The organism is Bacillus sp. 01N45 (assembly GCF_056399205.1).
The window spans coordinates 142,979-167,990 of sequence record NZ_JBFTQW010000012.1; the positions used below are offsets into that span (position 1 = coordinate 142,979).

The window sequence follows — 25,012 nt, forward strand, 5'->3', positions numbered from 1 at the left end:
AGAGGTTGTTTTACAATTCAATTGGCAAATTGCCTTATTTTAAACCTTCAATGAACTCTTCGATTTGCTCTTGTGTTTTACGATCTTTGTTTACATAGCGACCTGTTTCTTCACCCTTATTGTACGCTACAAAGCTCGGAATGCCAAATACGTCTAATTTTACGCATAGATCAATAAACTCATCACGATCTACATAGTAAAATGAGAAATCACTATATTTCTCTTCTACTTCTGGCATAAACGGGTCTACAAAACGGCAGTCTGGGCACCATTCTGCTGAGAACATAAAGACTACATTCTCTTCATTTTTCAATTGTTGGAATTGCTCCATGCTTTCTAATGATTTCATCTATATTTCCTCCTCTAACGAGTGCATTTTTTCATGTTATAATCTTTCTTTTATACTACCATACATCGCGCATGGTGCAAGGTTTATGCTTGCTTTTCGTCATACTTATATTGCCCAACAAGTAACTTAACAACGTGTACAAATAATTCCGTGCGGTCGACATAATCATCTGTAAAAATACCGATAGCACCTTCGTGACTACGAATATCTTTTCTTTGTACAAACTCTTCCATCACTTCACTTAACTCCTTGCCATCTTCAAGAGGTGCTAAAAAATCATCTGGTAACTTAATACGTGCACCGCCTGCAACGAATGTTTTACCGGTATTTGTTGCTAGCGCGCCCCAGTTACACATAAATAAACCGTGCTCCGTTTTCATTACGCCGCCTTCTAATCCAATACCAATTTGAGCTTCTCCTTCTTGTAGCGCTCGCTTCGCTCTATTAATCGCTCCTTGCATCGTCTCTTCATCTGTAAACGGCTGGTTTGCTACCCCTGAAGGAACAGAAAGAGATGTAATTGTAGCATCTTTCCAAACCTTCTCCACAGCACCAACTTTCGTTTTATTCTTCGATCCAACTACTACTTTCATTTCGTTCACCTCTATAAAAATTCATCATTTTGTTCCATCCAATATCCGCTTCGGCACAAATTAAGTACCAACCACTATCACACACCACAGTGGAATCCCTTCTACCTATAAAAGAAGATGGCTTTCCACAATATTATTGGTCCTAAACAAAAAAAACAGGCTTCTTCTTTCTTCCTACCCACGGTCTTAATACACCATTCGAGCACCTATTAAGCACTAACCGCCACCACACACCGCTGGGGCATCTATTCAACCTAAAAAAAGAAGGGTTTTTCGCCCTTCTCCTCTACGCGTTATTCTTAATTGTCTCTAACGTCGTTTTATCCGTTGCTCTTACAAGCTTCGTAATGAGTTCTTTCGCTGCCGCATAATCATCAACATGTAAAATAGAAGCATGTGTATGAATGTAACGTGCGCAAACACCAATTACTGCTGATGGGATACCTGAGTTACTTGTATGTACACGGCCTGCATCTGTACCACCTTGTGAAATAAAGTATTGGTACGGAATGTTGTGTGTTTCTGCTGTATCTAAAATGAATTCGCGCATTCCTCTATGTGTTACCATTGTACGGTCGTAAATACGAAGAAGAGCACCTTTTCCTAATTGACCGAACTGCGTTTTATCACCAGATGCATCGTTTGCTGGACTTGCATCAAGCGCATAGAAAATGTCTGGTTGAATCATATTTGCAGCAGTTTGTGCACCGCGAAGACCAACTTCTTCTTGTACAGTCGCACCAGAGTATAATGTGTTTGGTAATGTTTCATCTTTTAATTCTTTTAATAATTCGATTGCAAGGCCACATCCATAACGGTTGTCCCAAGCTTTCGCCATAATTTTCTTTTCATTTGCCATCGGCGTAAACGGACAGATTGGCACGATTTGTTGTCCTGGTTTTACACCAATCTCAATCGCATCTTCGTAGCTATCTGCACCTATATCAATTAACATATTTTTTATATCCATCGGTTTTGCACGTTGCGCGTCACTTAATAAATGAGGAGGAATAGAACCAACAACCCCAATAACAGGACCATTCTTCGTCATAACTTGTACACGTTGCGCTAATAACACTTGACTCCACCAGCCGCCTAACGTTTGAAAACGAAGCATCCCGTTTTTCGTAATTTGCGTAACCATGAAACCTACTTCATCCATATGACCTGCTACAAGAACACGTGGGCCAGTTTCGTCCCCTTTTTTCAGACCAAATACGCTACCTAAACCGTCTTGCACAATTTCATCCGCATATTTGCTTAATTCTTGCTTCATAAAACGGCGTACATCATGTTCGAAACCTGATGCACCTTGTAATTCTGTTAACGTACGAAATAATTGTAATGTCTCTTTATTCACGAAGTCCCCTTCTTTCAAACCTTAGTAGAATACCTCTTTTATTGTAACGAAATTTTCGAAATGTTTCTAGTTTCTTCTTTTTTAACTGTATTTGCTTTATAATTATTATTGGTACACTATTTTTATTTTATAGAATTGAGGTGAATATATGAGCTGGAAAGGTTTAGTAGCAGGTCTTGGCGTTGGGTTCGCAGCTGGTTATCTTGTTGCAAACAAAGTACAAGAACAATCCCATATTTCTTCAGAAAAAGCATTGAAAATGGTGAAACAAGCATTAAGTCATAAAGGTGAAATTACTGGCTCTTGGGTACATATGGTTCCAGAGGCATTTGAAAAATATGATGTCGCATACGAAGTTTATCGTGGCGGTCTTACAACGATGTTAGATGATATACAAGAACGATTTGAATTTTTAGTTGATGCTAAAACAGGTACTGTTTTAGAGGTTATAGCAGCATAAAAAGGAGGGTTCCCATTAGGTGAACCTCTTATTTTTTAATTGTGAAAGAAATAAAAGGAGTATCGATGTTAGATGATATTAGAAACCGAATACTTATGCCTAAAGGAAATGCGACAAGATGATTTTGATGATTTAAAAATGATGTTGCAAGATCCAGATGTAATGTATGCTTATAAGCACAATTTTTCTGATGCTGATGTCCAATCCTGGTTAGATAAAAATATAAAACGATATAAAGATTTTGGGTTTGGCTTATGGGGGATGTATCTAAAAGAAACTGATGAATTTATAGGGAATGCCGGTTTAAGTATGCAGGATACCGATGTTGAACAGGTCATAGAAATTGGATATTTGTTAAAAAAAGAGTTTTGGCATAAAGGTTACGCAAGTGAAATTACTAAAAGCATTAAAGAATATGCTTTTAATGAATTAGGACTGTCAAAAGTCTATTCAATTATTAAACATGACAATATTGCTTCACAAAAAGTTGCTAAGAAGCTTGGTATGATTAAAGAAAAAGAATTCATGACTAAATATTATAATGGAGATATGCTTCATTATTTATATAGCATATCTAAATAGGAGGCTGCTCCAGCAAATATTCTGGAACAACCTCCTATTTTTATGCTTCTACACTCGTTTTCCGCTCTATCTTTTCTACAATATGTCCTTCCTTATTCCACTTTACTGCACGGTAATACGCGTCATGATAAAACGTAAACCAAGCATCGTTTTCAGCGCCGTACTCCATCCACTTTTTCTTATTTTCAATTGATGTCATCGGATAATCATCGTAGGCCATCACCCATAGTACATTTTGATGTGCGTGCGTCGGCAATAGGTCTGCTAAATGAATCATCGTTTCACCTTTGCTTTCTAAAGCAATAACTGCATGTCCATCACTATGACCACCTGTATGCGCCATTTTTATTTCATCCGTAATTTCTATTTCTTGCTGGAATGTAACAACTTGATCTACAATCGGCTCCCAATTTTCCTTCCAATATGTATTACGCGACCTGATATTTGGGTTCCTCATTTCATTCCATTCTGTTTCGCTTACGTAAACTTTCGCATTCGGAAACGATGGCACAAGGTGATCACCTTCCCATTTCGTTAAACCAGATGCATGATCAAAATGCAGGTGTGTCATTAAGACATACTGAATATCTTCAGGTTTTAAATCTAGTTTTTCTAATGATTTATAAACCGATGACTCTTCTGTTACACCTTGATTTCGCTTCATCTTCTCATTCAATTTACCGTTTCCTATTCCGGAATCAATGAGCATATTACCGTCTTTCGTTTGCAAAAGTAACGGATCTGTTCGTAAATAAATATGATTTGTATCATTATGTTTATATTTACGTGACCAAAGCACTTTCGGTACAACACCAAACATTGCTCCCCCATCTAAATGTGTGTTCCCGCCTTTTAGCCACGTCACTTTTATATCTCCAATTTGTAACTGTTCCATTTTTCATCCCCCTTTCCTTTCAATATTAACATAAAATTCCGATTATTTTAGTTACAAAAAAAACCTATGCATTACTGCATAGGCTCTGTGCGATATTTTGCTTCAACTCGGTAAATACGATGACCTTTACTTGAGAATTTCTCTTCGTATTCTGTCATAATGTTTCCTTCATAATCACTATTATGAAGATCTAGGCTCAGGTAAGTTAATAACATACCATACTCAGCCATACTCATTAGAGAGTATTCAAATAAACCTTGGTTATCTGTTTTGAAATGAATTTCTCCGCCTTCTACTAACACTTCTTCATAATTGCGTAAAAATGTTTTATACGTTAGACGACGCTTCGTATGACGATTCTTCGGCCATGGGTCTGAGAAGTTTAAATAAACGCGGTCAATCTCACCTTTTGCAAAGAAAACTGTTAAATCTTCAGCATCTTTATTAATTAACTTTAAGTTCGGTACTTCTTCTTCAATTAATTTATCAAGTGCATCTACAACAACACTTGTGAATTTTTCAATTCCAATATAATTAATATGTGGGTTTGCTTTTGCCATATCGTACATAAAGCGGCCACGACCTGTACCTACTTCAATATGAATTGGTTGCTCATTTCCAAATACTTCTTTCCAGTTACCAGCGCGCTCCTCTGGGTTTCCAATTACGATATGTGAATACTCATTAATTCGATCCATTGCATATGGTTTATGTCTTAAACGCATAGATGTCTCCCTCTCTTTACATAGCTATTTTAAAGGAATAATTCCTTCTCTCTGTTTTAATCAATCTCCCAAACAAAAAACCAAGTACGTACGAGCACTCGGTCCGTTTCTTTCAAGTATAAGATGTACCATTTTGATAAAAACTACATACAGCATTAAACATTCCATGACGAAACAGCTTTTTCTCGTACATTTGAAGAGAAAAACAATCGAAAGGATGATCCGTTCATGCCAATTAATCAACAACATCAATTAGAAGTGCTGAAAGATATTTTAGTCAATCACCAAAGTGATTGTTGCGGGACAGTTTCTGAATGCGAGCAATTAGAGCGTCTCATTCAATCGTTACTCGCAAACGATAGTATAAGTAGTGACGCTAAAGCAATGCTAAACGATGTATATTCTTATAGTCAATCGGGTAAATCTTCCTCTAATTTGGACAACCACATTTCCAATAATCAAGAACAACTTACTCAGTGGATTGCTGGAATGGACAATTTTTCTTAAGTATTACTCTGAAGCAAGTAGTTGCTGTAAATATTGATGCCAATATTCAGCTTCTGCTTGCTGTTTTTTTGTTTTGTGCCATTGCATAGACAAAATCGTTTGTGCTATTACATACCATCTCATACGCCTAAGCAGCGATTCATCCATTTCAATATCATAATATTTGAGCCACTCGCTCCATTCGTGGCGCGGAATGTACCAATATAATAACATACCGAGGTCTAGAGCTGGGTCAGCAATTACAGCTCCATCCCAATCAATTAAAAACAACTCATCTTCATCCGACAATAGCCAGTTGTTATGGTTCACATCACAATGGCATACAACGAATTCATTGTATTCAATATCTTTTAATGAATCCATTAAATATTGAAGGCCTTGCTGAATTGTTTCATCATCCCTTATATCTCCTCTTAAAACCAGTTGCAGTTGTTGTAATAACTCTTGTGCGTGAAGCGGCTGCTTCCCAAGTCTTTGAATCATCTGTACAAGCGCTTTAGAAGAGTGTATTTTCTTCAAAAGTTTCGCAACACGTTCTAGTTTCATATCCTCTGGCTCTAGCTTCTGTCCCGGAAGCCATTTTTGAGCAGAAATTACATCACCGTTCGTTACCCTTCTTGTCCAAAGTAATTTTGGAACAATTCCTTCTGCTGACAATACCGCTAAAAAGGGCGATGTATTCCGCTTTAAAAATAACTTCTGTTGTCCGTTTTGCGCAATATACGCATCGCCCGTTACTCCACCAGCCGGTACAAGACTCCACTCTTTTCCTAATAATTGTTCCAACCATTCCATATTCATTACCCGTTAACAAATCCTTATCTTTTATAGTTATGAAAAGAAAAACCGCAACATTTCTACATATGTTGTGGATTCATATATTTTACTGTAAATGAAAAGAAAACTTGGCATAAGCCAAAAACTCTCTATTTTATTTTACAAAACCTGTCATAGAATGACAACTTATCAAAATCGTCACCTTTGTCAATTCTACATTTATTACATTCTCATCGTCAAGTAGCGATTTGTCACATTATCGTCAATATATACGTGCTAATCGGAGCGAGCCTAAGTTCCTTTCCTCTAAATGAAGAAATTGGCTCTATTTTCGCTTGCTTTTCGTTTACTAACACATGCCACGTTTCTTCTTTCGGAAGTTGCACCGTTTTAGCTTCTAAACCGCTATTAAATAAAACTATAATCTCTTTCCACGGTCCAAATGATTCTGCATGCTCTAGGTGATATGCAAGTACTTCTGGAGATGTTTGCAAAAAAGTCATGTGCTTTTTTATAAGGTCTGCGTTTTGTAATCGGAATGCTCTGTGCTCTTTGCGAATCGCAATTAAACCTTTTATATAGTTAACGGTCTCTATCTCTTCCTCTTTTTGATCCCAATCTAATTGATTAATTTCATCATTTGCATTATAACTATTTTCATTTCCTTGCTTCGTACGATAAAACTCTTGCCCAGCATGTAAGAAAGGGATACCTTGCGAAAGAATCACCATTGCGCTCGCTAGAAGGTGACGTTTTTTCAAAATCTCTTCTGGTTCTTCATTACTCCGCATTAGTTTATCCCACATCGTCATATTGTCATGACATTCTACATAGTTAATGCTTTGCACAGGCTCTAGAAACAGACCTGTTTCTTTCATACTCAAAAGACTTCCCGATGCTATATACTGCAAATGATTACAGTCTACATGCCCACCAAATGCAAAACCACGCTTATTTATATGAAAGGTACTCCCTTTTATCCCATCACGAAATTGATCATTAAATTGCGCAATATGCGGCATTTTCTTTGCATTATTTAACGTTGCTTTTTCCTCTAGAGGAAGTGGTGTTTGTAGCTCCCACCCTTCTCCTAATAACAATGCATCTCGCTTTATGTTTCGTACTTCTTTTTCTAATATATTCATTGTATCAACATCTAAAATTCCCATTAAGTCGAATCGGAATCCATCAACATTGTATTCAGTAAGCCAATATAAAATAGACTCTACAATAAATTTCCTCATCATTTTCCGTTCAGATGCTATATCATTCCCGACTCCCGTCCCATTAGAAGGCATACCATCTTCACCATGACGAAAATAATATCCTGGGACAAGCTTTTCAAATGATGATAGCTCTCTTTCATACACATGATTGTATACAACATCTATAATCACCCTAATGCCGTGCTCATGAAATGTTTCAATTAGTTGCTTACACTCTACTATCCTGTTATACGGGTCAGAAGGGTTTGTAGCATAAAATCCCGTAGGCGCATTGTAATATAATGGATTGTAACCCCAATTATATGCAGAAGAAGGATTCGCCTCATCTACACCACCGAAACAATATAAAGGCAATAATTCAACATGTGTAACACCCAAATCTTTTATATGAGACAAACCTGTTAACGTCCCATTTCGCCCTGTTGTCCCTTCTTCCATTAGCCCTTTATATGTTCCTTTTTTACCCACTCCACTGCCCTGATGAATAGTGGCATCACGAATATGCAGTTCATACAGTATGGCATCTGTCATTGCGTGCAATGGTGGTAATTGCTCTCGTCTTGTTACATTTGTCTTTTCCAAATCGATAACAACGCCGTACTTCCCATTTACAGTCACTGACTTTGCGTAAGGATCCACTGCTTCATTCCATATTAAATTAATACAAACAAGAAATGTATACTTTTCTCCAGCTAAATTACCTTGTAATGTATGAGTCCAAACCCCACTTTCTCCTCTATACATTTCATGATCGGTATATTCTTTATCACTTTTATAAATCCTTACTTTCGCAAGCCTCGCAGTTGGAGCCCATACTTTAAATGTCGTTGCTTCTTTTTGATAAACAGCACCTAAATCTGTACCTTCGTAATAATACTTTTCATCGAAAATCGCTGTTCTTATGACAGCACCTATTTGTAAATCTGTTTCTTCATTCCGTTCATCTCGTACTGTATAATACTTCCCCACATCTAGCGGCTCTTCTATAAAGCACTCATACTTCGTTGCATCCGGAAGCGCAATTGTATGAGCAATCGGTAAATCTTTCACGTTACTTCCTTCTTGCAAACGAAATGTCCGGCTTGTTCCATACGCATGTGGGAGCAAAATTGTAATTTTATTCATTTCATCTAAATAGGCATCAAATGGACGTTTTACTTTCAACATAAAAAAATCACCATCATTCTTAAAGTTAAAATAAAGTGAAACTTTAATCAGCGGGAAAGCTTTACCCCACTGATTATTAGCCTTCACCAATTGGGCCTTTATGGGCAGTTGATCTCCCACCTAACTTCTTTGCTTGATCTTAATTTTGAGGTAGGAGTCTTACTGCCCGCAAATAGAGGGATGAAACGAGCTGCAAATGATAAGACTTTTCTTATCATTGAAGCCCTATACAGTAACTCATTATTCTCTATAGTATATTCACCTGTATAAAAAACGTTTTCATACATTCTATTTTTGTAATTTTATTTCAGCAATCGCTTTATACTTCGGTGTCTCCTTCACGTGAGATTCGTATAAAGTAATCGTATCCGCTTGAAATGATATTTCAGGTACTTCCTTTATATGTTCTAAATCAAACTTCTCTTCTCCTACCCATTTACGAGCAACAGTAATATGCGGATGATACGGGCGTGCTTCTAAAGAAAATCCATTCCCTTCACACATAGCGTGCACTTGCTTTTGTAATTGAAGCAAATCGTAATTCTCGCTTACCTTCGACCAAAAAATACGCGGCCTATCTTCCATACCGAACGTAGAAAATCCTTGTAATGTGAACGATAGTTCTTGCGTTTCTGTAAGGGTTTGTAATCCATTCTTTATTCCTTCTAATTGTTCCTCTGTTGCACTACCTAAAAATGAAAGGGTAATATGGTAGTCTTCTTTATGTACCCATGAACGAAATGGTAATGCCTCCTGCATTTCCTCTTTATAGTTAGACAGCACTTCTTTTATATGATTCGGTAACGTAATCGCGACAAAATAATGCAGCTCCATGTACATCTTCTCCTTCTTTCTATTGTTGCTTTTCTTTCTTATCTCATTCAATTAAATAGAATCAAACTTCCCTACAAGTCTAACCAAGTTAGGGTCGCGTTAATAAAGTGAAACTTTAATCAGTGGGGGTTTTGTCCATCCCCTACTGATTATCAGCCCTCACCAATCGGGCTTTTACGGGCAGTTGATCCCCACCTAACTTCTTCGCTTTCGCTAAATTTTAAAGTGGGGGTCTTACTGCCCGTTAATGCGGGATAAATGAAATTATATCGACTTAACAACTAAATACGATAAGAAAAGCAACCTATACGTAACAGAAAACCGTCCCAAAATATGTATCGGGACGGCCGCCTCTTCTTATTTATATATCCATTACTTCGCTAATTCATGAATTGCTTGCGCGTAAATTGCTGTTGCTTTTAATAAGTCTTCAATTTCAATGTACTCGTCTTTTTGATGCGCAAGTTCTTCTTTTCCAGGGAACAACGGACCAAACGCAACGCCAGCTTTCAATGAACGAGCGTAAGTACCGCCGCCGATTGCTAATAGCTCTGCTTTTTCTCCTGTTTGTTCTTCATATACGCGCTGCAACGTACGAATTAACACGTGGTCTTTATCAACATGATGCGGGCGAGAGTTTGAATAATCCGCCACTTTAAATCCATGATTACCAACGTATTCTTTTAACTTTGCAATCATTTCGTCAAAGTTAGTCGTAACCGGGTAACGTACATTTAATCCTAAATTACCACCATTCTCTTTCGTATAAGAAAGGCGACCAACATTCACAGTTAACGGTCCGCTAATATCGTCTTTATAAGAAATACCAGCTTTCTCTCCTAAAATATCTCCTGTAAATGTTTCTGTTACAAACGATGCAAACGAAGCCCCTTTTCCATCAAGAGCAACTGTAGTTAAGAAGTTTGCCATTAATAAACCTGCATTCTCACCCTTCTCTGGAGTAGATCCGTGAGCTGAAATCCCTTTAATTTGCAACGTCACCGTATTACCTTCTACAATTGCTTCACCTATTTTTTTAGCAGTTTGTAAATGCTCTTCATATGCTACTGTAAGTGCATTTACATCTTCTCCTGTAATAATCGCTTCTGCAAAATCAGGAACCATATTTAAACGGCGACCTGATTCAAATGAAACAAGTTCATATGTACCTTTCTTTTCTTCACTACCACTTTGCACAACTTGTATATCAGAAATTCCTTTTTCGGCATTAATAATTGGAAAATCTGCGTCTGGCGCAAAACCGATTGTTGGCATTTCTTCGTTTTTAAAGTAGTGATCTACACATTTCCAATTGCTTTCCTCATCTGTTCCTAAAATCATGCGAACGCGTTTTGAAAGAGGCAAACCTAATTCTTTCACAATTTTCATCGCATAATAAGCTGCCATCGTTGGGCCTTTATCGTCAATTGCACCACGTGCAAAAATCTTTCCATCGCGAATATCTGCACTATATGCCGGAGTCGTCCAGCCATCTCCTTCTGGCACAACATCAACGTGACAAAGAATACCTACTAACTCTTCTCCTTGTCCCATTTCAAGATGACCTGCATACCCTTCTAAATTTTTAGAAGCAAAACCTTCAGTTTCCCCTTTATGTAACATGAAAGATAAAGCTTTTTCTACACCTTCACCGAATGGTGCGCCCTCTTTCGCTGATTCTTCTTCCCATACACTTTTAATTTGTAAAAATTGTTGTGTATCACGAATTAAATCATCTTTTCGTTTTGCAACTTCTTCTGTCCAATTAATCGCTGACATCACGCATCCATCCTTCACTATATTGTTTCTTTCATCATAACAAACCGAAATCTCTTATGCCATATACGAAACTCAAATACCTAACAATTGTAATATTTCAGATATTTCTTATTAGTTTTTCTTTTATTTTTCTAAAAAAATTTGCAGGAATTTGGCGTTTTACGTAGAATTTTATGTGTTAGTTGACTGACCATATATACAATGTCAACTACCAATATTTTTCTATATGAATATTTGTTAAATTTCTGTAAAATTTAAGTAGATTAAAGCATGAATTTTATCATGTAGAGTACAATGGTAGTAACGACCTTCTTTCCTGAATGGGGTCAAAAAAACTAGTAGAGGAGTGGTTTTCTCTTGAAACCTACAACTACTCGTATGCTAACACGCATTAAATCAATTTATATGTACATCAATGAAAACGGAACGGTAACGACGAAAGACCTTGTAGATGAGTTCGGGATCACACCGCGAACGATACAACGTGATCTAAATGTGTTGCAGTTTAATGAACTCGTGTATAGCCCTTGCCGCGGTAAGTGGACAACAACAGGAAAGAAAGTGAGAATGACCTCATAACGAAAAAATAATTGTATGTAAATAAATACATACCCCTTTCTAACTCATTAGAAAGGGGTCTTTTCTGCGCCAAAAACAGCACTATTTCTCAGTATCGACTTGATATGTTTTTAACATTTCTACTTCTTCATCTGATAGCTCTCGGTATTGTCCAAGTTCTAGCTCTTCATCTAATACTAATGGTCCCATCTCTGTTCTCTTTAGGTAGACTACTTTTTTCCCTACCGCTTCAAACATACGCTTCACTTGATGGAACTTTCCTTCTGTAATTACAAGCTCGATTTCAGAAATCTCATCGCTTTTTAATATTGTAAGTGCACCTGGCTTTGTTTCATAGCCATCATCTAAAATAACACCTTTAGCAAACTCTTTTACATCCTCTTCTGTTACTACTCCTGCAACGTGTGCATAATATTTTTTCGGCACATGCTTTTTCGGAGATAACAATTGATGTGATAACTTCCCGTCATTTGTTATCAATAAGAAACCTTCCGTATCAATATCAAGTCGTCCAACTGGGAACGGATCAAAGATTGCATCTTCTAACTCTAATAAATCTATTACCGTTTCATGATTATCATCTTCTGTCGCTGAAATAACGCCTTGTGGTTTATGCAACATTAAATAAACAAACTCTTTATATTCCACAACTTCTCCGTGAATCATAACTTCTTGCTCTTCTACATTTACATGAACCTTCGCATCTTTCACTGGCGTTCCATCAATTTTTACAACGCCGTCTTTCAATAATTTCTTTACTTCTTTTCTACTTCCATATCCCATATTTGCTAATAATTTATCTAATCTCACGTTTTTCACCTTCTTTGTTTATCATAGAAAAGGGGACGTAATTACGCCCCTTTTGATTTCAACTTTATTTTGAATCTATTGCCAAGTTTACGTTGGATTTTCTCTAACGCTTCTCCACCAAATACTCGTTCAAGTACTCCTGTGCGAATTGCTAACAATCCATACACAAGACCACCAATACCTGCACAAACCACAACTGTAATAAGAGCACCCATTCGGCCATCAGGTGAGATCATGAAGGACAGAGTCCATTGTGATAACTTTACAGCAATGACCATTACAAGTGTTAATACTGCAATTTGGAAAGTTCTCTTATATACAACACCAAATGAATAGTGTACATGTTTTTTGATTTGTCGATTCGTATACCATACGGAAGCTAAGAATCCGACTGCAGTTGCTAAAATCGCTCCAACTGTACCGAAATAACGAATAAAGATTACGTTACATACGAATTTCAAAATAACACCCATAATAAGCGCGACAATCGCATGTTTTTGTTGATTGATCCCTTGCAGAATTGCTGCTGTTACTGTAAATAAAGCGAATAACAACGCAACCGGTGCATACCACATTAATACTTGTCCACCTAGTGGATCTGAATCATAGAACGCAGTATAAATTGGATATGCAAGTGTTGAAATACCGACAACTGCTGGCAATGTTAAGAACATATTTGCCTGGAATGTTTGTGTAATTTGTAACTTTAAATAGCGGTATTGTTTTTCAGTAAATGATTTTGTAATCGCTGGTACAAGCGTTAAACTAAACGCTGTTGCAAGCGATACAGGAATCATAATTAATTTATGCGTCCACATTGTGAAAATACCAAGCGCTCGCTCTGCGATATCACCTTGGCCAATCGCTTGCATAATTGAGTTAAATGTCAATGTATCAATTTGTTGATATAAAGGAATTGTTAACCCAATTACAACGTAAGGAATCGCATATGCAAATAATTCTTTAAATAATTGAACCGTACTCACTGTCGATTCTGGTACAGTTTGTTCAATTAAATATTGATCCAAATGTTTTTTACGTTTTAACCAGTACCAAATGAGTACACCGAGCGCTCCAACTGCTGAAACGAACGCAGCAAATGTCGCTACCCCAACTGCTGTTGCAACTGTACCGCCAAGTACTTTAATAACAATAAAACTACCCGCTAATAAAAAGACGATACGAATAATTTGTTCAATAATTTGCGAAACAGTAGTCGGTCCCATCGATTGGTGACCTTGGAAATAACCACGAATTAAACTCGCTGCTGGTACAACAATAAGTGCAAAACTTACAAGACGAATAATCGTCGTAACTTCTTCTACATTACTGTGTATACTTTGTTTACCAAGCATTGCTTCTGCAAACAGTGGCGCTGTCATGTATAGAACTAGGAACGAAAGAACTCCTGTTACTATCATCATAACCATTCCCGAGCGGAACATTCTCCGGCTCGTTTTATAATCGCCAAGCGCATTATATTTGGAAACAAATTTGGAAACAGCAAGCGGCACCCCTGCCGTTGCAATACTTAAAAAGATCGTATATGGAATGTATCCATATGTATAGAGCGTTCCGCCTTCTGTACCTACTAATGCATGAAACGGAAAGACGTAAATCATGCCTAAGAACTTTACTAAAAATGTCCCTAACGTAACAATAAGCGTTCCGCGCAGAAATTTCGAATCGGACATACAAAAATCCTCCTACATCTACATAAAGTGAAACTTTAATCAGTGTGGGTGTTCTTCCCCACTGATTATTAGTTGAACTATTCGAGCATTTATGAGCTACCAAATTCCCTTTTTATTTCTCTTACATCTTAAGGTTTTTGTCTTATTGCCCACAAATAGCAGGATAGTGCTGAACTCTAACTTTTGTATTGTACCACAATTCTCTCCTTAAGCAGTACTTCACTCTATTTTTCTTTTAAGGGAAAACATGCTATTCTTTTAGGCAGGAAATGTAGAAAATGAGGTCGATATATTATGCATTATGATGTTATTGTCATCGGCGGCGGGCCTTCTGGGCTAATGGCTGCAATCGGTGCTGCAGAAGAAGGCGCAAGTGTCTTACTTCTTGATAAAGGAAATAAACTAGGGCGTAAACTTGCGATTTCTGGTGGTGGTCGTTGTAACGTAACGAACCGTCTACCACTTGATGAGATCGTTAAACATATACCAGGAAACGGTCGCTTCTTATACAGCGCTTTTTCTATTTTCAATAATGAAGATATTATTACATTCTTCGAAAAGCTTGGCGTGCAACTAAAAGAAGAAGATCATGGTCGCATGTTCCCTGTATCAAATAAAGCACAATCAGTAGTAGACGCACTTTTAACACGATTAAAAGACTTAGGTGTAAAAATCCGTACGAATACACCCGTTGAAACAATTGAATATGAGAACGGTCAAACGAAAGCAGTCGTATTGCAAACTGGCGAAGTGTTAGAAACGAATCATGTCGTTATCGCTGTTGGCGGAAAATCCGTTCCTCAAACTGGCTCTACTGGAGACGGATACGCTTGGGCTGAAAAGGCTGGACATACTATTACAGAATTATTCCCAACAGAAGTACCAATCCTTTCAAACGAACCATTTATTCGTGATCGCTCCTTACAAGGTCTTGCTTTACGCGATGTTAACTTAAGCGTATTAAACCCGAAAGGAAAAGCTATCATTTCTCACAAAATGGACATGCTCTTCACTCATTTCGGCCTATCTGGTCCTGCCGCTCTTCGTTGTAGCCAATTCGTCGTGAAAGCACTGAAAAAGTTTAAAACGAATACGATTCAAATGAGTATCGATGCATTGCCAGAAGAAAATAGTGAACAACTATTCCAGCGCATGCTGAAACAAATGAAAGAAGATCCGAAAAAAGGGATTAAAAATGTATTAAAAGGTTATGTTCCTGAACGTTACTTCCTATTCTTATTAGAAAAAAATGAAATTGATGGCAGCGAACAAGCTGGACAAGTTTCTCACGAGAAAATTCGTGCACTTGTGAAAGACTTTAAAGAGTTTACTGTGAATGTAAATGGTACGCAGTCAATTGAAAAAGCATTCGTTACTGGCGGCGGTGTATCCGTTAAAGAAATTAACCCGAAAGAAATGTCTTCTAAATTCACGAACGGCGTATATTTCTGCGGAGAAGTTCTTGATATTCACGGTTATACTGGCGGCTATAATATTACATCTGCTCTCGTTACTGGTAGAATTGCCGGAACAACAGCTGGAGAAAACGCGAAAATGCAATATTAAAAAAAGAAACAGGGCTTCCTGTTTCTTTTTTTAGGTATATGAAATGATATCAGTGATTCTACAATTATATCGGCGATTCCTCGAATATATCAGCGTTTCTACAACATATATCGGCGTTTTCTTAAATATATCGACTTACCGACAAAGAACGACAAATATACGCTCCTCCTAACTTCCCATTGCTTTTTTGTTGCTTTATATACCTTAGTACCTTTATATTTTATATTGTTGAATATTTGAAAAAGGGTAAGGGGAAAAAATATGAGAAAAAAAGTCATGATGTCTTTAATGCTAATGACGTTTCTTTCTGCGGTAGAAGGAACGATTGTTAGTACAGCGATCCCTCGTATAACGAGTGATTTGTCAGGCGTCGAACTTGTTAGTTGGGTATATGCAATTTATATGCTTGCAACAGCTGTTTCGACTCCAATATACGGAAAGTTAGCTGATTTATTCGGCCGTAAAAAAGTTTTACTCATTGGAGCTACAATCTTCTTAATCGGTTCTGCGCTTTGCGGAGTCGTTACATCAATGGAACAATTAATCTTCTTCCGTGCTCTTCAAGGTATAGGTGCTGGTGCTGTTATGCCGATCACAATGACGATTATTGGAGACTTATATAGCGAAGCGAGAGACCGCGCGAAAGCACAAGGTTGGATGAGTGCCGTTTGGGGTGTATCAGGTGTTATCGGACCGTTAGTCGGTGGATTTTTAGTTGATTCTCTATCTTGGCGTTATATTTTCTTCTTAAACGTCCCATTTGGAATTATCGCTTGCTTAATGATCGCCATTTACTACAAAGAATCTATTAAGCCCGCTAAACACCATATCGACTATCTTGGTGCAACAGTCTTCTCATTAAGTACGATCGCTCTACTATATGCATTATTAACAGGTAGCAGTAAGCAAAACTGGGGCGACATAACAATTATCGGACTATTAATCTTTGCCGTCGTTTCATTCATTATTTTCTTATTCATCGAGAAAAAATCTCCGGAACCATTAATTCCGCTAGCACTTTTCTCTAACCGTACATTATCTACAATAAACATATTAACGCTCATTGCTGGCGCAATGATCATTAGTATTACAATGTACCTTCCAATTTGGAGCCAAGGTGTATTAGGAAAAAATGCGACAGAAGCCGGACTTATTTTAATGCCAATCCCTGTTATGTGGACATTTGGTGCTATTTTCTCTGGTAACTTAGTAGGCAAATTAAAAACGAAACAAATCATTTTACTTGGAGCTAGCATTTTATCAGTCGCTACGTTCTTATTATTTACATTATCAACAAATTCACCATCGTTCCTTATTTATGTAGCAGTCGGATTATTCGGATTAGGAATGGGGCTTGTGACACCTATTTATATGGTAACAATTCAAGCAGCCGTACCAGCTCATACACGCGGAACAGCCGTTGGTTTAAACACATTTATTAATACATTTAGCCAAACTTTAGGTGCTGCAATCTTTGGCACAATCTTTAATACGATGATTCATGCACGCGGTATTCAAAACCTTGATCTTGTATCTGGTGGCGGACATGGAGGAACTACAGCAAACGTAGTAACCGAATCGCAAGAGGCATTAGCATCAAGTGTACACGTCATTTATATGAGTACTTTCGTATTAGCAGTATTTACACTAATTATCGCTTGGATTTTATTAAAACCAGCTACTCAAACAAGTGAGCAATAATAAAGAGGATGACCATTTTGGTCATCCTCTTTTTACTCTTCATTCTCCACAATATGTTTCAGCATAGATAATTTATTATCCCAAAAACGTTCATAATATGAGAGCCACTGTTGTAATTCCTCTAATGGTTCTGGATGCAAACGATATATCTTCTCTCTTCCGCTTTTTCTTCCGCTTACTAAATTCGCTTCCGAAAGAATATGAAGGTGCTTTACAACCGCAGTACGACTCATCGGAAAATGATCCGTTATTTTGGAAATCGGTAACTCTTTATCACTTAATAACCGTATTACTTCTCGGCGGGTTGGATCAGCAATTGCTTGAAATACATCATATTTCGCTGCTGATGAAGACACTTAGCCTTCAACAACCTTTTTCAGTTTTTCATTTACAATCGCTACCCAGCCGCCACTCATTCTATCGCGAATAATAGAGCTCTTCGCATTCGCTTTCGGAAGAATTTCATCAGGATGTTTCCAGCCGCCGTGAATTAACGTAAATTCTGTTTTATTATCTCCTAGGTCTTTCAGATTAAATGAAACGACCCAGCCATCTGTATCCCATGAGAAAGATAGATGGTTTGGTTCATCAATTTCTAACACTTTACATGGTGATGGGCCAAATGGTGATTGCACATGAAATTCATGTCCTACCTCTAATACAAAATCATTCGGCATAAACCATGACGCAATCCCTTCTGCAGTTGATACTACATTCCATACTTTTTGAATAGACGCGTTAAAAACGATCGTTTGTTTAATATCAGTTAATGTATTTTGTTGTTCCATTTTCATTCTCCTTTATTCGGCAATTAAATATAACACCTTTTGGTTATACTTCGATAATATAACACCTTTTGGTTTCATGTCAACGCTAGTTATTTTTTACTGTTGAGAAATTCTCAACATTTTTTCAACAGGACAAACACCCTCTGAGCATTCCCTCATAATATACTCACAAAGGCAACAAAAAATAAAAACTTCTCTCAACATGAAACTCCATCATTTATCTTGAAAGAAGTGCCTTACGTATATCATGCGTATTTCGTCTCTCCTCCTTCCCTCAGGGACACTACGCGAGATATGAAAAATCAGAAGGAATATGCCCACCATTTGAGTAGGTAGTTATTTCTCTTCTCCTCAACATTTCCTTAGGAGCGAAATGACTACCAACTCACTTTTTTCAAACAAAAATAAAAAGGGGATGAAAGCTATGTTCTATTGCATTAATTGCTCTGACATTCACCATGAAAAACATCCGAATGATAAAGTATTCAAAAACGGTTTTTATATCGATCCATTTTTAGGTGATCGTTATCACCTTGGTATGTGTACAGATGCCCAAAACCATGAAACAGGGGAGCCTCTTTTAGCGAAAAAGAAATTAGGCACAACTCAATCTATTATGAACGTATTACCGACACATGTTGTCCCAACATAAAACATAAAAAAGAGCTGGCTCACCCAGCTCTTTTTTATGCTTTATAAACGATCATTGCTGAAAAACAATAAATTTGGTTTTCGTCATCATTAATGGAAACACCGACTTGGTACTTAATATCTACAAAATTACTATCATCAATCTTTTTCAAAAAAACATTTACAGCGTCTTCTAAGTCTTTTTCGTGACTTTCATCAAACACTTTCACACGAATCATGTTAACACCATCCTAGATCGCAGCCCTCCGCCGCTTGATTATTGCCACGGTGCGTATCTATGATGCGATAAAATTTTCCGTCTTCATATATATATCCGTCTTCTAACACATATTGTTTACCTTCAGTATAGACATAAAACTTACCTATCATAAATTTACTCGTATATAATTCCAAATAATCCGGTCTAAATTTAGCTACAACTTTATTTGTAATATCAATTCTTATTGTGCGCCCCACCTTCTCTCCCTCCCTTGCAAAGAACGGATTTAGGTATATTGTATTAGCGATTTTATATTTTATGCTTAAAAATAAGTGGATATGCCTTCTTTCTTCGTCTGTACTATTTTTCAAAAAAATCATCAATAAATAAGAGCAAAAAAATATATAAAAAAAAAAAGAGTTTTTACTTATTGACTATAATATCAACATTATGGTATTATATAAAATTTGACATTTTCACTCACTTGTGCTATCATTAAAAGTGGTTACCACATATGGAGGTGGATGATTTGTTTCAAATTGGCGATAAAATCGTTTATCCAATGAACGGCGCAGGAGTCATCGAAGCCATTGAAGAGAAAGAAATATTAGGAACAACACGTCAATATTGTGTGATACGTATCATTAGTAAAGACATGCAAATAATGCTTCCTATGGATCAATTACAAAAATCAGGTATTCGTTATATCGTAGATAAAGGTACATTAGATGTTATACTTCTTGAGTTTCAAAACGGGGAATCAGACACATCACTTTCCTGGAAACAGAGATATACAATGAATATGGAAAAAATGAAAAACGGCAATCTGCAAGATAGCGCAGAAGTTGTTCGCGATTTACTTCGCCGTAATAAAGAGAGAGCATTAAATGCGAGCGAAAAACAAATGCTAGATAATGCACGCAAAATGATGATTAGCGAAGTTGCACTTGTGCAAAATGTTTCTGAACATCAAGCAACAGAATTTCTTCAAGATACAATTAATCATTAAATTTAAAATAGCCGACCGCTATTTTTTTTTGCAGAAAAAAGGACAAAGAGATAATCTCTTTGTCCTTTTTTATTAACCGCGCCCTGCTTGAAACGACGGGTATAAAGTCATTCCACCATCTGCAAATAACGTAATTCCAGTTACGTAACTCGCTTCTGAGGAAGCAAGCCACGTTGCGACTGCTGCAATTTCTTCCGGTTTTCCAATGTAGCCCATCGGTATCATACTTTCTACGTCAGCACGTTTTTTAGGATCAGCAAACTTTTCGGCATTAATTGGCGTATTTATTGCACCTGCCCCAATATTATTTACTCGAATACCTTTTGGTGCATATTCTAACGCTAACGTTTCTGTCATCAGTTTAATGCCGCCCTTACTCGCCGCATAGTGCACAAATAGTGGCCACGGAATTTTCTCATGAACACTCGACATATTAATAACAGAACCTTTAATATCATGTTCTACAAAATATTTAATCGCTTCACGGCTTCCTAAAAAAGCACCTGTTAAATTTGTATTGATTACTTTATTCCAATCCTCTAACGGCATTTCATGCGACGGGACCGCGTTTTCTATCCCTGCATTATTAATCATAACGTCAAGCGTACCAAACTCTTTCACAGCAGATTGAATGAGGTTCACGACATCAGATTCAACTGTCACATCACCTTTTACAGCAATCGCTTCTCCGCCTACTTTTTTAATTTCTTCTAATACATCATGCGCTTCTGACTCTCGTGAGCGATAGTTAATTACTACTTTTGCTTTCTCCTTAGCAAACCGTACTCCCATCGCTCTTCCAAGACCAGTTGCTGATCCTGTAATAACGACAACTTTTCCTGCTAAATCACTATACATTTCAATACCCCCTTTAACTTTTTGCAACACCTAACATTATTCCGGCTGCGATAATAAAAACGATACCGACAACAATCCCCGTTAATTGGCGTTTCGTTTTTCTTTCACCTAATATAAGAATCCCGCCAAGCGTTGAAATAATAATCCCCATTTGCGATAGCGAAAAACTTGTTGCCACTCCAACACGCGGCTGCGAAATGAATAAAAACATATTTCCAGCTGCCCAAATTAATCCTGGGATAATATTTCGTAGTGCATATTTATTAAATGGATGATGTTTAAACGTAAGCAAAACGCCCCCTAACACCATACCAACTGCTTGTGGCAATAAAGCTGACCAACCATCTACGTTAAATAGCCTAATCACTACTACGTAAACTAAATAACCGACTGTTGAAATCAATAAAATGATAATGCCCCTTTTAAAATTACCCGCCTGCTCTGCACTCTTTTCTTCTTCACTTTGAAGTGATGTTAAAATAACACCGATAATAATACAAACGAGAGCCAAAACACCAAGGACGACTGATATAGTCGTGGACCACTCATGAAATACGATGACTCCAAATAAAGTCGTCGCAACTAATTGCAGTCCTGTTGAAATGGGCATCGTTCTCGAAACGCCCATTAAATCAATACTTTTTAATTGATTCGCCTGACCAAGTGCCCAAAATAAACCTGACACAATTCCAACTCCAATAACAGTAGGAGTTAATACTGGCTTCATAAAAATATAAACAACAATCGAGAAAATAAGTGCCCCAAACGTTGTACCGAGCGTTTGACTATACGGTCCCCCGCCCAGTTTCACGTTAAATAGCACAATACTTCCCCAAAATATAGCCGGTAAAATCGCTAAAAGTATGTCCATCGCTCATTACCTTTCTTTACTAAATGTCATAAGTTATCACTCTGAATCATTAGAGTGAGCTTTTATTTTTTCTTTTTCCCGTTCACAAACTTTTTCTGCAATAGCACCAGAAACATTCTTTTCTCGCTCCACCTTCTTTATTTTTACGTGATCTAAATAATCTTCCAAAATAAGTGTAACTTTATCATTCGGCGGATTATGTGCACCTTGGAACGTAAGAAATTGTAGCGTAATTTCAAATCTAGGAACGAACTCACCGTTCTTACCGAGACGTTTTATATTTATAACGGAAGCACATTCATACTGATCTTCTGTCACTTGTCTAATAACTGAATAGTACCTATTTGATAATGCACTCTCTAACAGCTGCTCCCTCGATTCTTTCGCAAAAGAATCACTTGGAGAAGAGAAAAAGATTGCACATAGCATTGTAATAACTACACATATTTTTTTCATAACACCCTCCTTGTTCTATAAGTTAGTGTTCGCAAAACTTCCATAAAAAAACGACTTCCCTATGTAGGAAAGTCGTTTTAATGAATCCAATATTAACCACCGCTCACTGGTGGGATTAGTGCAACAACATCACCATCTCGGATCGTATCATCTTCATTCGCATATTCTTCATTAATCGCAACCATAGTTGATGCTGTCACTGGTACATTATATTCTTTAGCAACAACATCTTTTAACTCTGCAACCGTAATATTTTCTTTCTCTATTTGTAATTCACTTGTTCCTGCTTCCTCTTGCAAGTGCGCAAATAATAATACTCGAATCATACTTACAGCTCCTTCCCAGGCTCCCCTGCTGGATATGGCGTTTTTTCTAATTGATCACCAATCCATGAGTCTCCATCTTCCCAAAACTCCTTTTTCCAAATCGGAACAATTTGTTTTATACGTTCCATAATGTATTCATTCGCCTCATAGGCCGCTTTACGATGCGGTGTTGAAACAGCAACAACAACCGCGATATCAGAAATTTGCAGTGTACCGATGCGATGTGTAATCGCAACGTGTGTACCTGGCCACTTCTCTTTCACTTCTGAGCCAATTTTCTCTAGCATCTTTTCTGCCATCGTTTTATAAGCGACATATTCTAAGTATAATGTACGACGCCCTTTCGTAAACTCCCTAACCGTTCCAATAAATGTTGTAACAGCACCGCATTCGCGGCGAATAACCTTCTTTGCTACCTCTTCAATCGAGATTTCTGTATCAATTACTTCATAATACGTATTTGTCATTTCGTACTCCTTACCGTTTGTATAAACCAGTCTATATACAACTCTTCTTCTGTTATATGAAATACTTTATATTCTTCTCGTAAGTTTGCAGGTGCATCATGCCACGTAATAACCGCTACTATGTTTTCTACTTTATGTAAAAGTTCAACGTCTTCCGCAAAACGAAGTAATACTACTTTCGGATAGCTCTCTTTTTTATAGCCCTCTATTAAAATTGTATCCACTTCAAAAAACTCATATAAGCGAATAATTTCTTGCAAGGACCATTCCTCTCTTAATGACGACAGTGAAAGTAATCCAGCGCCTTCTACACTACTGACAACAGCCCCAGCCTTTCGGTGCCTTTCACTATCTTTTTGCGCTACTTCTGGAAAACCTCCGTGCCCGTGATGCTTAATTGTAGCAACTTTCATGTTTCGTTCAGCTAATGCATACACAATTTTCTCAACGAGCGTTGTTTTCCCGCTATTTTGATATCCTACTATTTGTAAGATTGAAGGGGCTTTGCCCATGGCCAATCACATCCCTCGTCGTGCTCTAACAATAATACAGATACTTTCATCCCTGCTTCAAATCCTCTCGTTCCTCCAGGCAACACAATAAAAGCATTCGCATCGGCGAGTGAAGAGACCGCACTCGATTTATCTAAACCGACCGGCATCGCTTGTAATGCCCCGTCTACGATTGTCACGTTTGCTCTTACAAAACGAGTAAACGGATTTGGCTTCGGAAAATCTTTTTGTAAAATAGCATCCGCTCTATATACGTGGGGTTCTTTCGCATACAAATATGTTTTTATAACCGGATGCACAAATAGCTCAAAGCCTACGTAGCAAGCTGACGGATTCCCTGATAAACCGAAAAGTAACTTTCCGTCAACTTCAGCTACTGTCGTTACACTTCCTGGTCTCATCGCTATTTTATTAAAGAGTACATTCGCTTGTAATCTTTCATAAATAGCCGGCAAGTAGTCATAATCCCCTACCGACACACCGCCTGTCGTAATTAAAATATCAACCTCATTCATCGCTGATTGAACAGCTGCAAAGCATGCATCTAACTCGTCGGCAAGTTGGCCATAATAACGAACTTTCCCTCCGACTTTCATAATTTGAGCGGCAATCATATACGAGTTACTATTTCTAATTTTCCCCGGCTGTAACGACTCGTGTACCTCTAGCAGTTCACTTCCTGTCGTCACAATACCAACAACAGGCTGTTTTACAACCTTCACAGTACTATATCCAAACGTCGCTAATAAGGCCGCAACACCTGGATTAATTGCAACACCTTTCTGAACGAGAACTTGATTTTTCTTTATATCTTCTCCTTTAAATGACACATTGTCACCACTATGAAAAGGACGCTTTAACTTCATATATGTTTTTCCGTTCTTCTCAAAACCTTCCGTCAACTCTAGCATTACGACTGCATTACAATCCTCTGGAATAGCTGCTCCTGTCATAATACGAACCGCCTGAAAAGGTCCTACTTCTTCTGTAAAAACAGATCCTGCCCCGATTTCTCCTATTACTTCAAACTCAATCGCATTCTCTTGATTTGCTTCTTTCGTATCTTCTGCTCGAATCGCGAAACCATCGTAAGGAGAACGATCGAAATGAGGAACGTCATGATCAGAGATAACATCCTCCCCAAGAATTCTCCCGTAACTTTCCGTAATAGAAACCTCTTCTACTTCACCATGCTTCACATATTCCATTACTCTCTCTACTGCCTCAGCAACTTGAATTGGAATTCGTTTTTCTATCATCGTTTCTCACCT

At 37.6% G+C, this 25,012-nt stretch carries 30 protein-coding genes; 8 read left to right on the forward strand and 22 right to left on the reverse strand.

Annotated elements, in window-relative coordinates:
- Positions 1-34: 34 nt before the first annotated feature.
- From AC1DMU_RS23835 to AC1DMU_RS23845, 3 genes are all read right to left on the reverse strand, one after another.
- Entirely contained in the window at positions 35-349 is a 315-nt protein-coding gene (locus AC1DMU_RS23835) for a thioredoxin family protein (protein ID WP_000838193.1), read from the reverse strand.
- Positions 350-432: 83 nt separating this feature from the next.
- Positions 433-942 carry a DUF84 family protein gene (locus tag AC1DMU_RS23840; RefSeq protein WP_088064594.1) on the reverse strand — a complete coding sequence of 170 codons (510 nt, stop codon included), beginning with the start codon at positions 940-942 and terminating at the stop codon, positions 433-435.
- A 286-nt stretch (positions 943-1,228) separates the two neighbouring features.
- Positions 1,229-2,302: a M42 family metallopeptidase gene (locus AC1DMU_RS23845; protein ID WP_001031515.1), complete on the reverse strand. Its 1,074-nt coding sequence runs from the start codon at positions 2,300-2,302 to the stop codon at positions 1,229-1,231.
- Between the two features lie 148 nt (positions 2,303-2,450).
- Between AC1DMU_RS23845 and AC1DMU_RS23850 the strand changes: the two genes are divergently transcribed.
- Positions 2,451-2,762, forward strand: coding sequence for a PepSY domain-containing protein (locus AC1DMU_RS23850; protein WP_048540743.1), 312 nt, complete (start codon positions 2,451-2,453; stop codon positions 2,760-2,762).
- Positions 2,763-2,834: 72 nt separating this feature from the next.
- Positions 2,835-3,344, forward strand: a complete 510-nt coding sequence (locus AC1DMU_RS23855) for a GNAT family N-acetyltransferase (protein ID WP_088064595.1) — start codon at positions 2,835-2,837, stop codon at positions 3,342-3,344.
- Positions 3,345-3,384: 40 nt separating this feature from the next.
- Here AC1DMU_RS23855 and AC1DMU_RS23860 read toward each other — a convergent pair whose 3' ends face one another.
- Together AC1DMU_RS23860 and trmB are read right to left on the reverse strand one after the other, a co-directional pair.
- Positions 3,385-4,239: a YtnP family quorum-quenching lactonase gene (locus AC1DMU_RS23860; RefSeq protein WP_075311122.1), complete on the reverse strand. Its 855-nt coding sequence runs from the start codon at positions 4,237-4,239 to the stop codon at positions 3,385-3,387.
- Between the two features lie 71 nt (positions 4,240-4,310).
- Positions 4,311-4,964, reverse strand: a complete 654-nt coding sequence (gene trmB / locus AC1DMU_RS23865) for a tRNA (guanosine(46)-N7)-methyltransferase TrmB (RefSeq protein WP_001239384.1) — start codon at positions 4,962-4,964, stop codon at positions 4,311-4,313.
- A gap of 228 nt (positions 4,965-5,192) precedes the next feature.
- On the opposite strand from trmB, the gene AC1DMU_RS23870 reads away from it, so the two are divergent.
- Complete coding sequence (locus AC1DMU_RS23870) at positions 5,193-5,471, forward strand: YtzH-like family protein (protein ID WP_001122236.1); 279 nt, start codon at positions 5,193-5,195, stop codon at positions 5,469-5,471.
- A 3-nt stretch (positions 5,472-5,474) separates the two neighbouring features.
- Here the strand turns inward: AC1DMU_RS23870 and AC1DMU_RS23875 are convergent, their stop codons facing one another.
- From AC1DMU_RS23875 to pepV, 4 genes are all read right to left on the reverse strand, one after another.
- On the reverse strand, positions 5,475-6,272 hold the full coding sequence (locus AC1DMU_RS23875; protein WP_088064596.1) for a phosphotransferase family protein: 798 nt from the start codon (positions 6,270-6,272) through the stop codon (positions 5,475-5,477).
- 227 nt (positions 6,273-6,499) lie between these two features.
- Complete coding sequence (gene pulA / locus AC1DMU_RS23880) at positions 6,500-8,641, reverse strand: type I pullulanase (RefSeq protein WP_088064611.1); 2,142 nt, start codon at positions 8,639-8,641, stop codon at positions 6,500-6,502.
- A gap of 288 nt (positions 8,642-8,929) precedes the next feature.
- Positions 8,930-9,475, reverse strand: coding sequence for an RNA 2',3'-cyclic phosphodiesterase (thpR, locus tag AC1DMU_RS23885; RefSeq protein ID WP_088064597.1), 546 nt, complete (start codon positions 9,473-9,475; stop codon positions 8,930-8,932).
- A gap of 372 nt (positions 9,476-9,847) precedes the next feature.
- Positions 9,848-11,254 (reverse strand): dipeptidase PepV, encoded by a 1,407-nt coding sequence (gene pepV, locus AC1DMU_RS23890; protein ID WP_088064598.1) that lies wholly within the window; start codon positions 11,252-11,254, stop codon positions 9,848-9,850.
- A 357-nt stretch (positions 11,255-11,611) separates the two neighbouring features.
- Here pepV and AC1DMU_RS23895 point away from each other — a divergent pair, with 357 nt between their 5' ends.
- A complete protein-coding gene (locus AC1DMU_RS23895) occupies positions 11,612-11,833 on the forward strand; it encodes a DeoR family transcriptional regulator (protein ID WP_000805512.1) in 222 nt (73 codons plus the stop codon).
- A gap of 81 nt (positions 11,834-11,914) precedes the next feature.
- Here the strand turns inward: AC1DMU_RS23895 and AC1DMU_RS23900 are convergent, their stop codons facing one another.
- Together AC1DMU_RS23900 and AC1DMU_RS23905 are read right to left on the reverse strand one after the other, a co-directional pair.
- Positions 11,915-12,643: a pseudouridine synthase gene (locus AC1DMU_RS23900; RefSeq protein ID WP_001234944.1), complete on the reverse strand. Its 729-nt coding sequence runs from the start codon at positions 12,641-12,643 to the stop codon at positions 11,915-11,917.
- A 41-nt stretch (positions 12,644-12,684) separates the two neighbouring features.
- A complete protein-coding gene (locus tag AC1DMU_RS23905; RefSeq protein ID WP_001284033.1) occupies positions 12,685-14,337 on the reverse strand; it encodes a putative polysaccharide biosynthesis protein in 1,653 nt (550 codons plus the stop codon).
- A 294-nt stretch (positions 14,338-14,631) separates the two neighbouring features.
- On the opposite strand from AC1DMU_RS23905, the gene AC1DMU_RS23910 reads away from it, so the two are divergent.
- Both AC1DMU_RS23910 and AC1DMU_RS23915 read left to right on the forward strand, forming a co-directional pair.
- The gene (locus AC1DMU_RS23910) at positions 14,632-15,903 is read left to right on the forward strand and encodes a BaiN/RdsA family NAD(P)/FAD-dependent oxidoreductase (RefSeq protein WP_000558876.1); all 1,272 of its coding nucleotides are present in this window, start codon (positions 14,632-14,634) and stop codon (positions 15,901-15,903) included.
- A 261-nt stretch (positions 15,904-16,164) separates the two neighbouring features.
- On the forward strand, positions 16,165-17,604 hold the full coding sequence (locus tag AC1DMU_RS23915; RefSeq protein ID WP_001228003.1) for an MDR family MFS transporter: 1,440 nt from the start codon (positions 16,165-16,167) through the stop codon (positions 17,602-17,604).
- Positions 17,605-17,636: 32 nt separating this feature from the next.
- Here AC1DMU_RS23915 and AC1DMU_RS23920 read toward each other — a convergent pair whose 3' ends face one another.
- Entirely contained in the window at positions 17,637-17,960 is a 324-nt protein-coding gene (locus AC1DMU_RS23920) for an ArsR/SmtB family transcription factor (protein WP_000098837.1), read from the reverse strand.
- Positions 17,961-18,392 (reverse strand): SRPBCC family protein, encoded by a 432-nt coding sequence (locus tag AC1DMU_RS23925; RefSeq protein ID WP_000437776.1) that lies wholly within the window; start codon positions 18,390-18,392, stop codon positions 17,961-17,963.
- A 424-nt stretch (positions 18,393-18,816) separates the two neighbouring features.
- On the opposite strand from AC1DMU_RS23925, the gene AC1DMU_RS23930 reads away from it, so the two are divergent.
- The gene (locus AC1DMU_RS23930) at positions 18,817-19,044 is read left to right on the forward strand and encodes a DUF3973 domain-containing protein (RefSeq protein ID WP_000498995.1); all 228 of its coding nucleotides are present in this window, start codon (positions 18,817-18,819) and stop codon (positions 19,042-19,044) included.
- A gap of 34 nt (positions 19,045-19,078) precedes the next feature.
- Here AC1DMU_RS23930 and AC1DMU_RS23935 read toward each other — a convergent pair whose 3' ends face one another.
- The gene (locus AC1DMU_RS23935) at positions 19,079-19,261 is read right to left on the reverse strand and encodes a sporulation protein Cse60 (RefSeq protein ID WP_000621751.1); all 183 of its coding nucleotides are present in this window, start codon (positions 19,259-19,261) and stop codon (positions 19,079-19,081) included.
- Between the two features lies 1 nt (position 19,262).
- Positions 19,263-19,499 carry a DUF2553 family protein gene (locus AC1DMU_RS23940; protein WP_000533808.1) on the reverse strand — a complete coding sequence of 79 codons (237 nt, stop codon included), beginning with the start codon at positions 19,497-19,499 and terminating at the stop codon, positions 19,263-19,265.
- Positions 19,500-19,756: 257 nt separating this feature from the next.
- On the opposite strand from AC1DMU_RS23940, the gene AC1DMU_RS23945 reads away from it, so the two are divergent.
- Positions 19,757-20,251 (forward strand): CarD family transcriptional regulator, encoded by a 495-nt coding sequence (locus AC1DMU_RS23945; RefSeq protein WP_000451450.1) that lies wholly within the window; start codon positions 19,757-19,759, stop codon positions 20,249-20,251.
- 72 nt (positions 20,252-20,323) lie between these two features.
- Here AC1DMU_RS23945 and AC1DMU_RS23950 read toward each other — a convergent pair whose 3' ends face one another.
- The 7 genes from AC1DMU_RS23950 to moeA form a co-directional block, all read right to left on the reverse strand.
- Positions 20,324-21,109 carry a glucose 1-dehydrogenase gene (locus tag AC1DMU_RS23950; RefSeq protein WP_088064599.1) on the reverse strand — a complete coding sequence of 262 codons (786 nt, stop codon included), beginning with the start codon at positions 21,107-21,109 and terminating at the stop codon, positions 20,324-20,326.
- Positions 21,110-21,122: 13 nt separating this feature from the next.
- A complete protein-coding gene (gene glcU, locus AC1DMU_RS23955) occupies positions 21,123-21,980 on the reverse strand; it encodes a glucose uptake protein GlcU (RefSeq protein ID WP_048540762.1) in 858 nt (285 codons plus the stop codon).
- 36 nt (positions 21,981-22,016) lie between these two features.
- Positions 22,017-22,436 carry a DUF3888 domain-containing protein gene (locus AC1DMU_RS23960; RefSeq protein WP_048540764.1) on the reverse strand — a complete coding sequence of 140 codons (420 nt, stop codon included), beginning with the start codon at positions 22,434-22,436 and terminating at the stop codon, positions 22,017-22,019.
- Positions 22,437-22,528: 92 nt separating this feature from the next.
- Positions 22,529-22,762, reverse strand: coding sequence for a molybdopterin converting factor subunit 1 (moaD, locus tag AC1DMU_RS23965; protein WP_000621775.1), 234 nt, complete (start codon positions 22,760-22,762; stop codon positions 22,529-22,531).
- Positions 22,763-22,764: 2 nt separating this feature from the next.
- Entirely contained in the window at positions 22,765-23,229 is a 465-nt protein-coding gene (gene moaE, locus AC1DMU_RS23970; RefSeq protein WP_000185929.1) for a molybdopterin synthase catalytic subunit MoaE, read from the reverse strand.
- Complete coding sequence (gene mobB / locus AC1DMU_RS23975) at positions 23,226-23,741, reverse strand: molybdopterin-guanine dinucleotide biosynthesis protein B (RefSeq protein ID WP_088064600.1); 516 nt, start codon at positions 23,739-23,741, stop codon at positions 23,226-23,228. Before mobB ends, moaE begins: the two co-directional genes overlap by 4 nt.
- Complete coding sequence (moeA, locus tag AC1DMU_RS23980; protein WP_088064601.1) at positions 23,711-25,000, reverse strand: molybdopterin molybdotransferase MoeA; 1,290 nt, start codon at positions 24,998-25,000, stop codon at positions 23,711-23,713. Before moeA ends, mobB begins: the two co-directional genes overlap by 31 nt.
- Between the last annotated feature and the right edge of the window lie 12 nt (positions 25,001-25,012).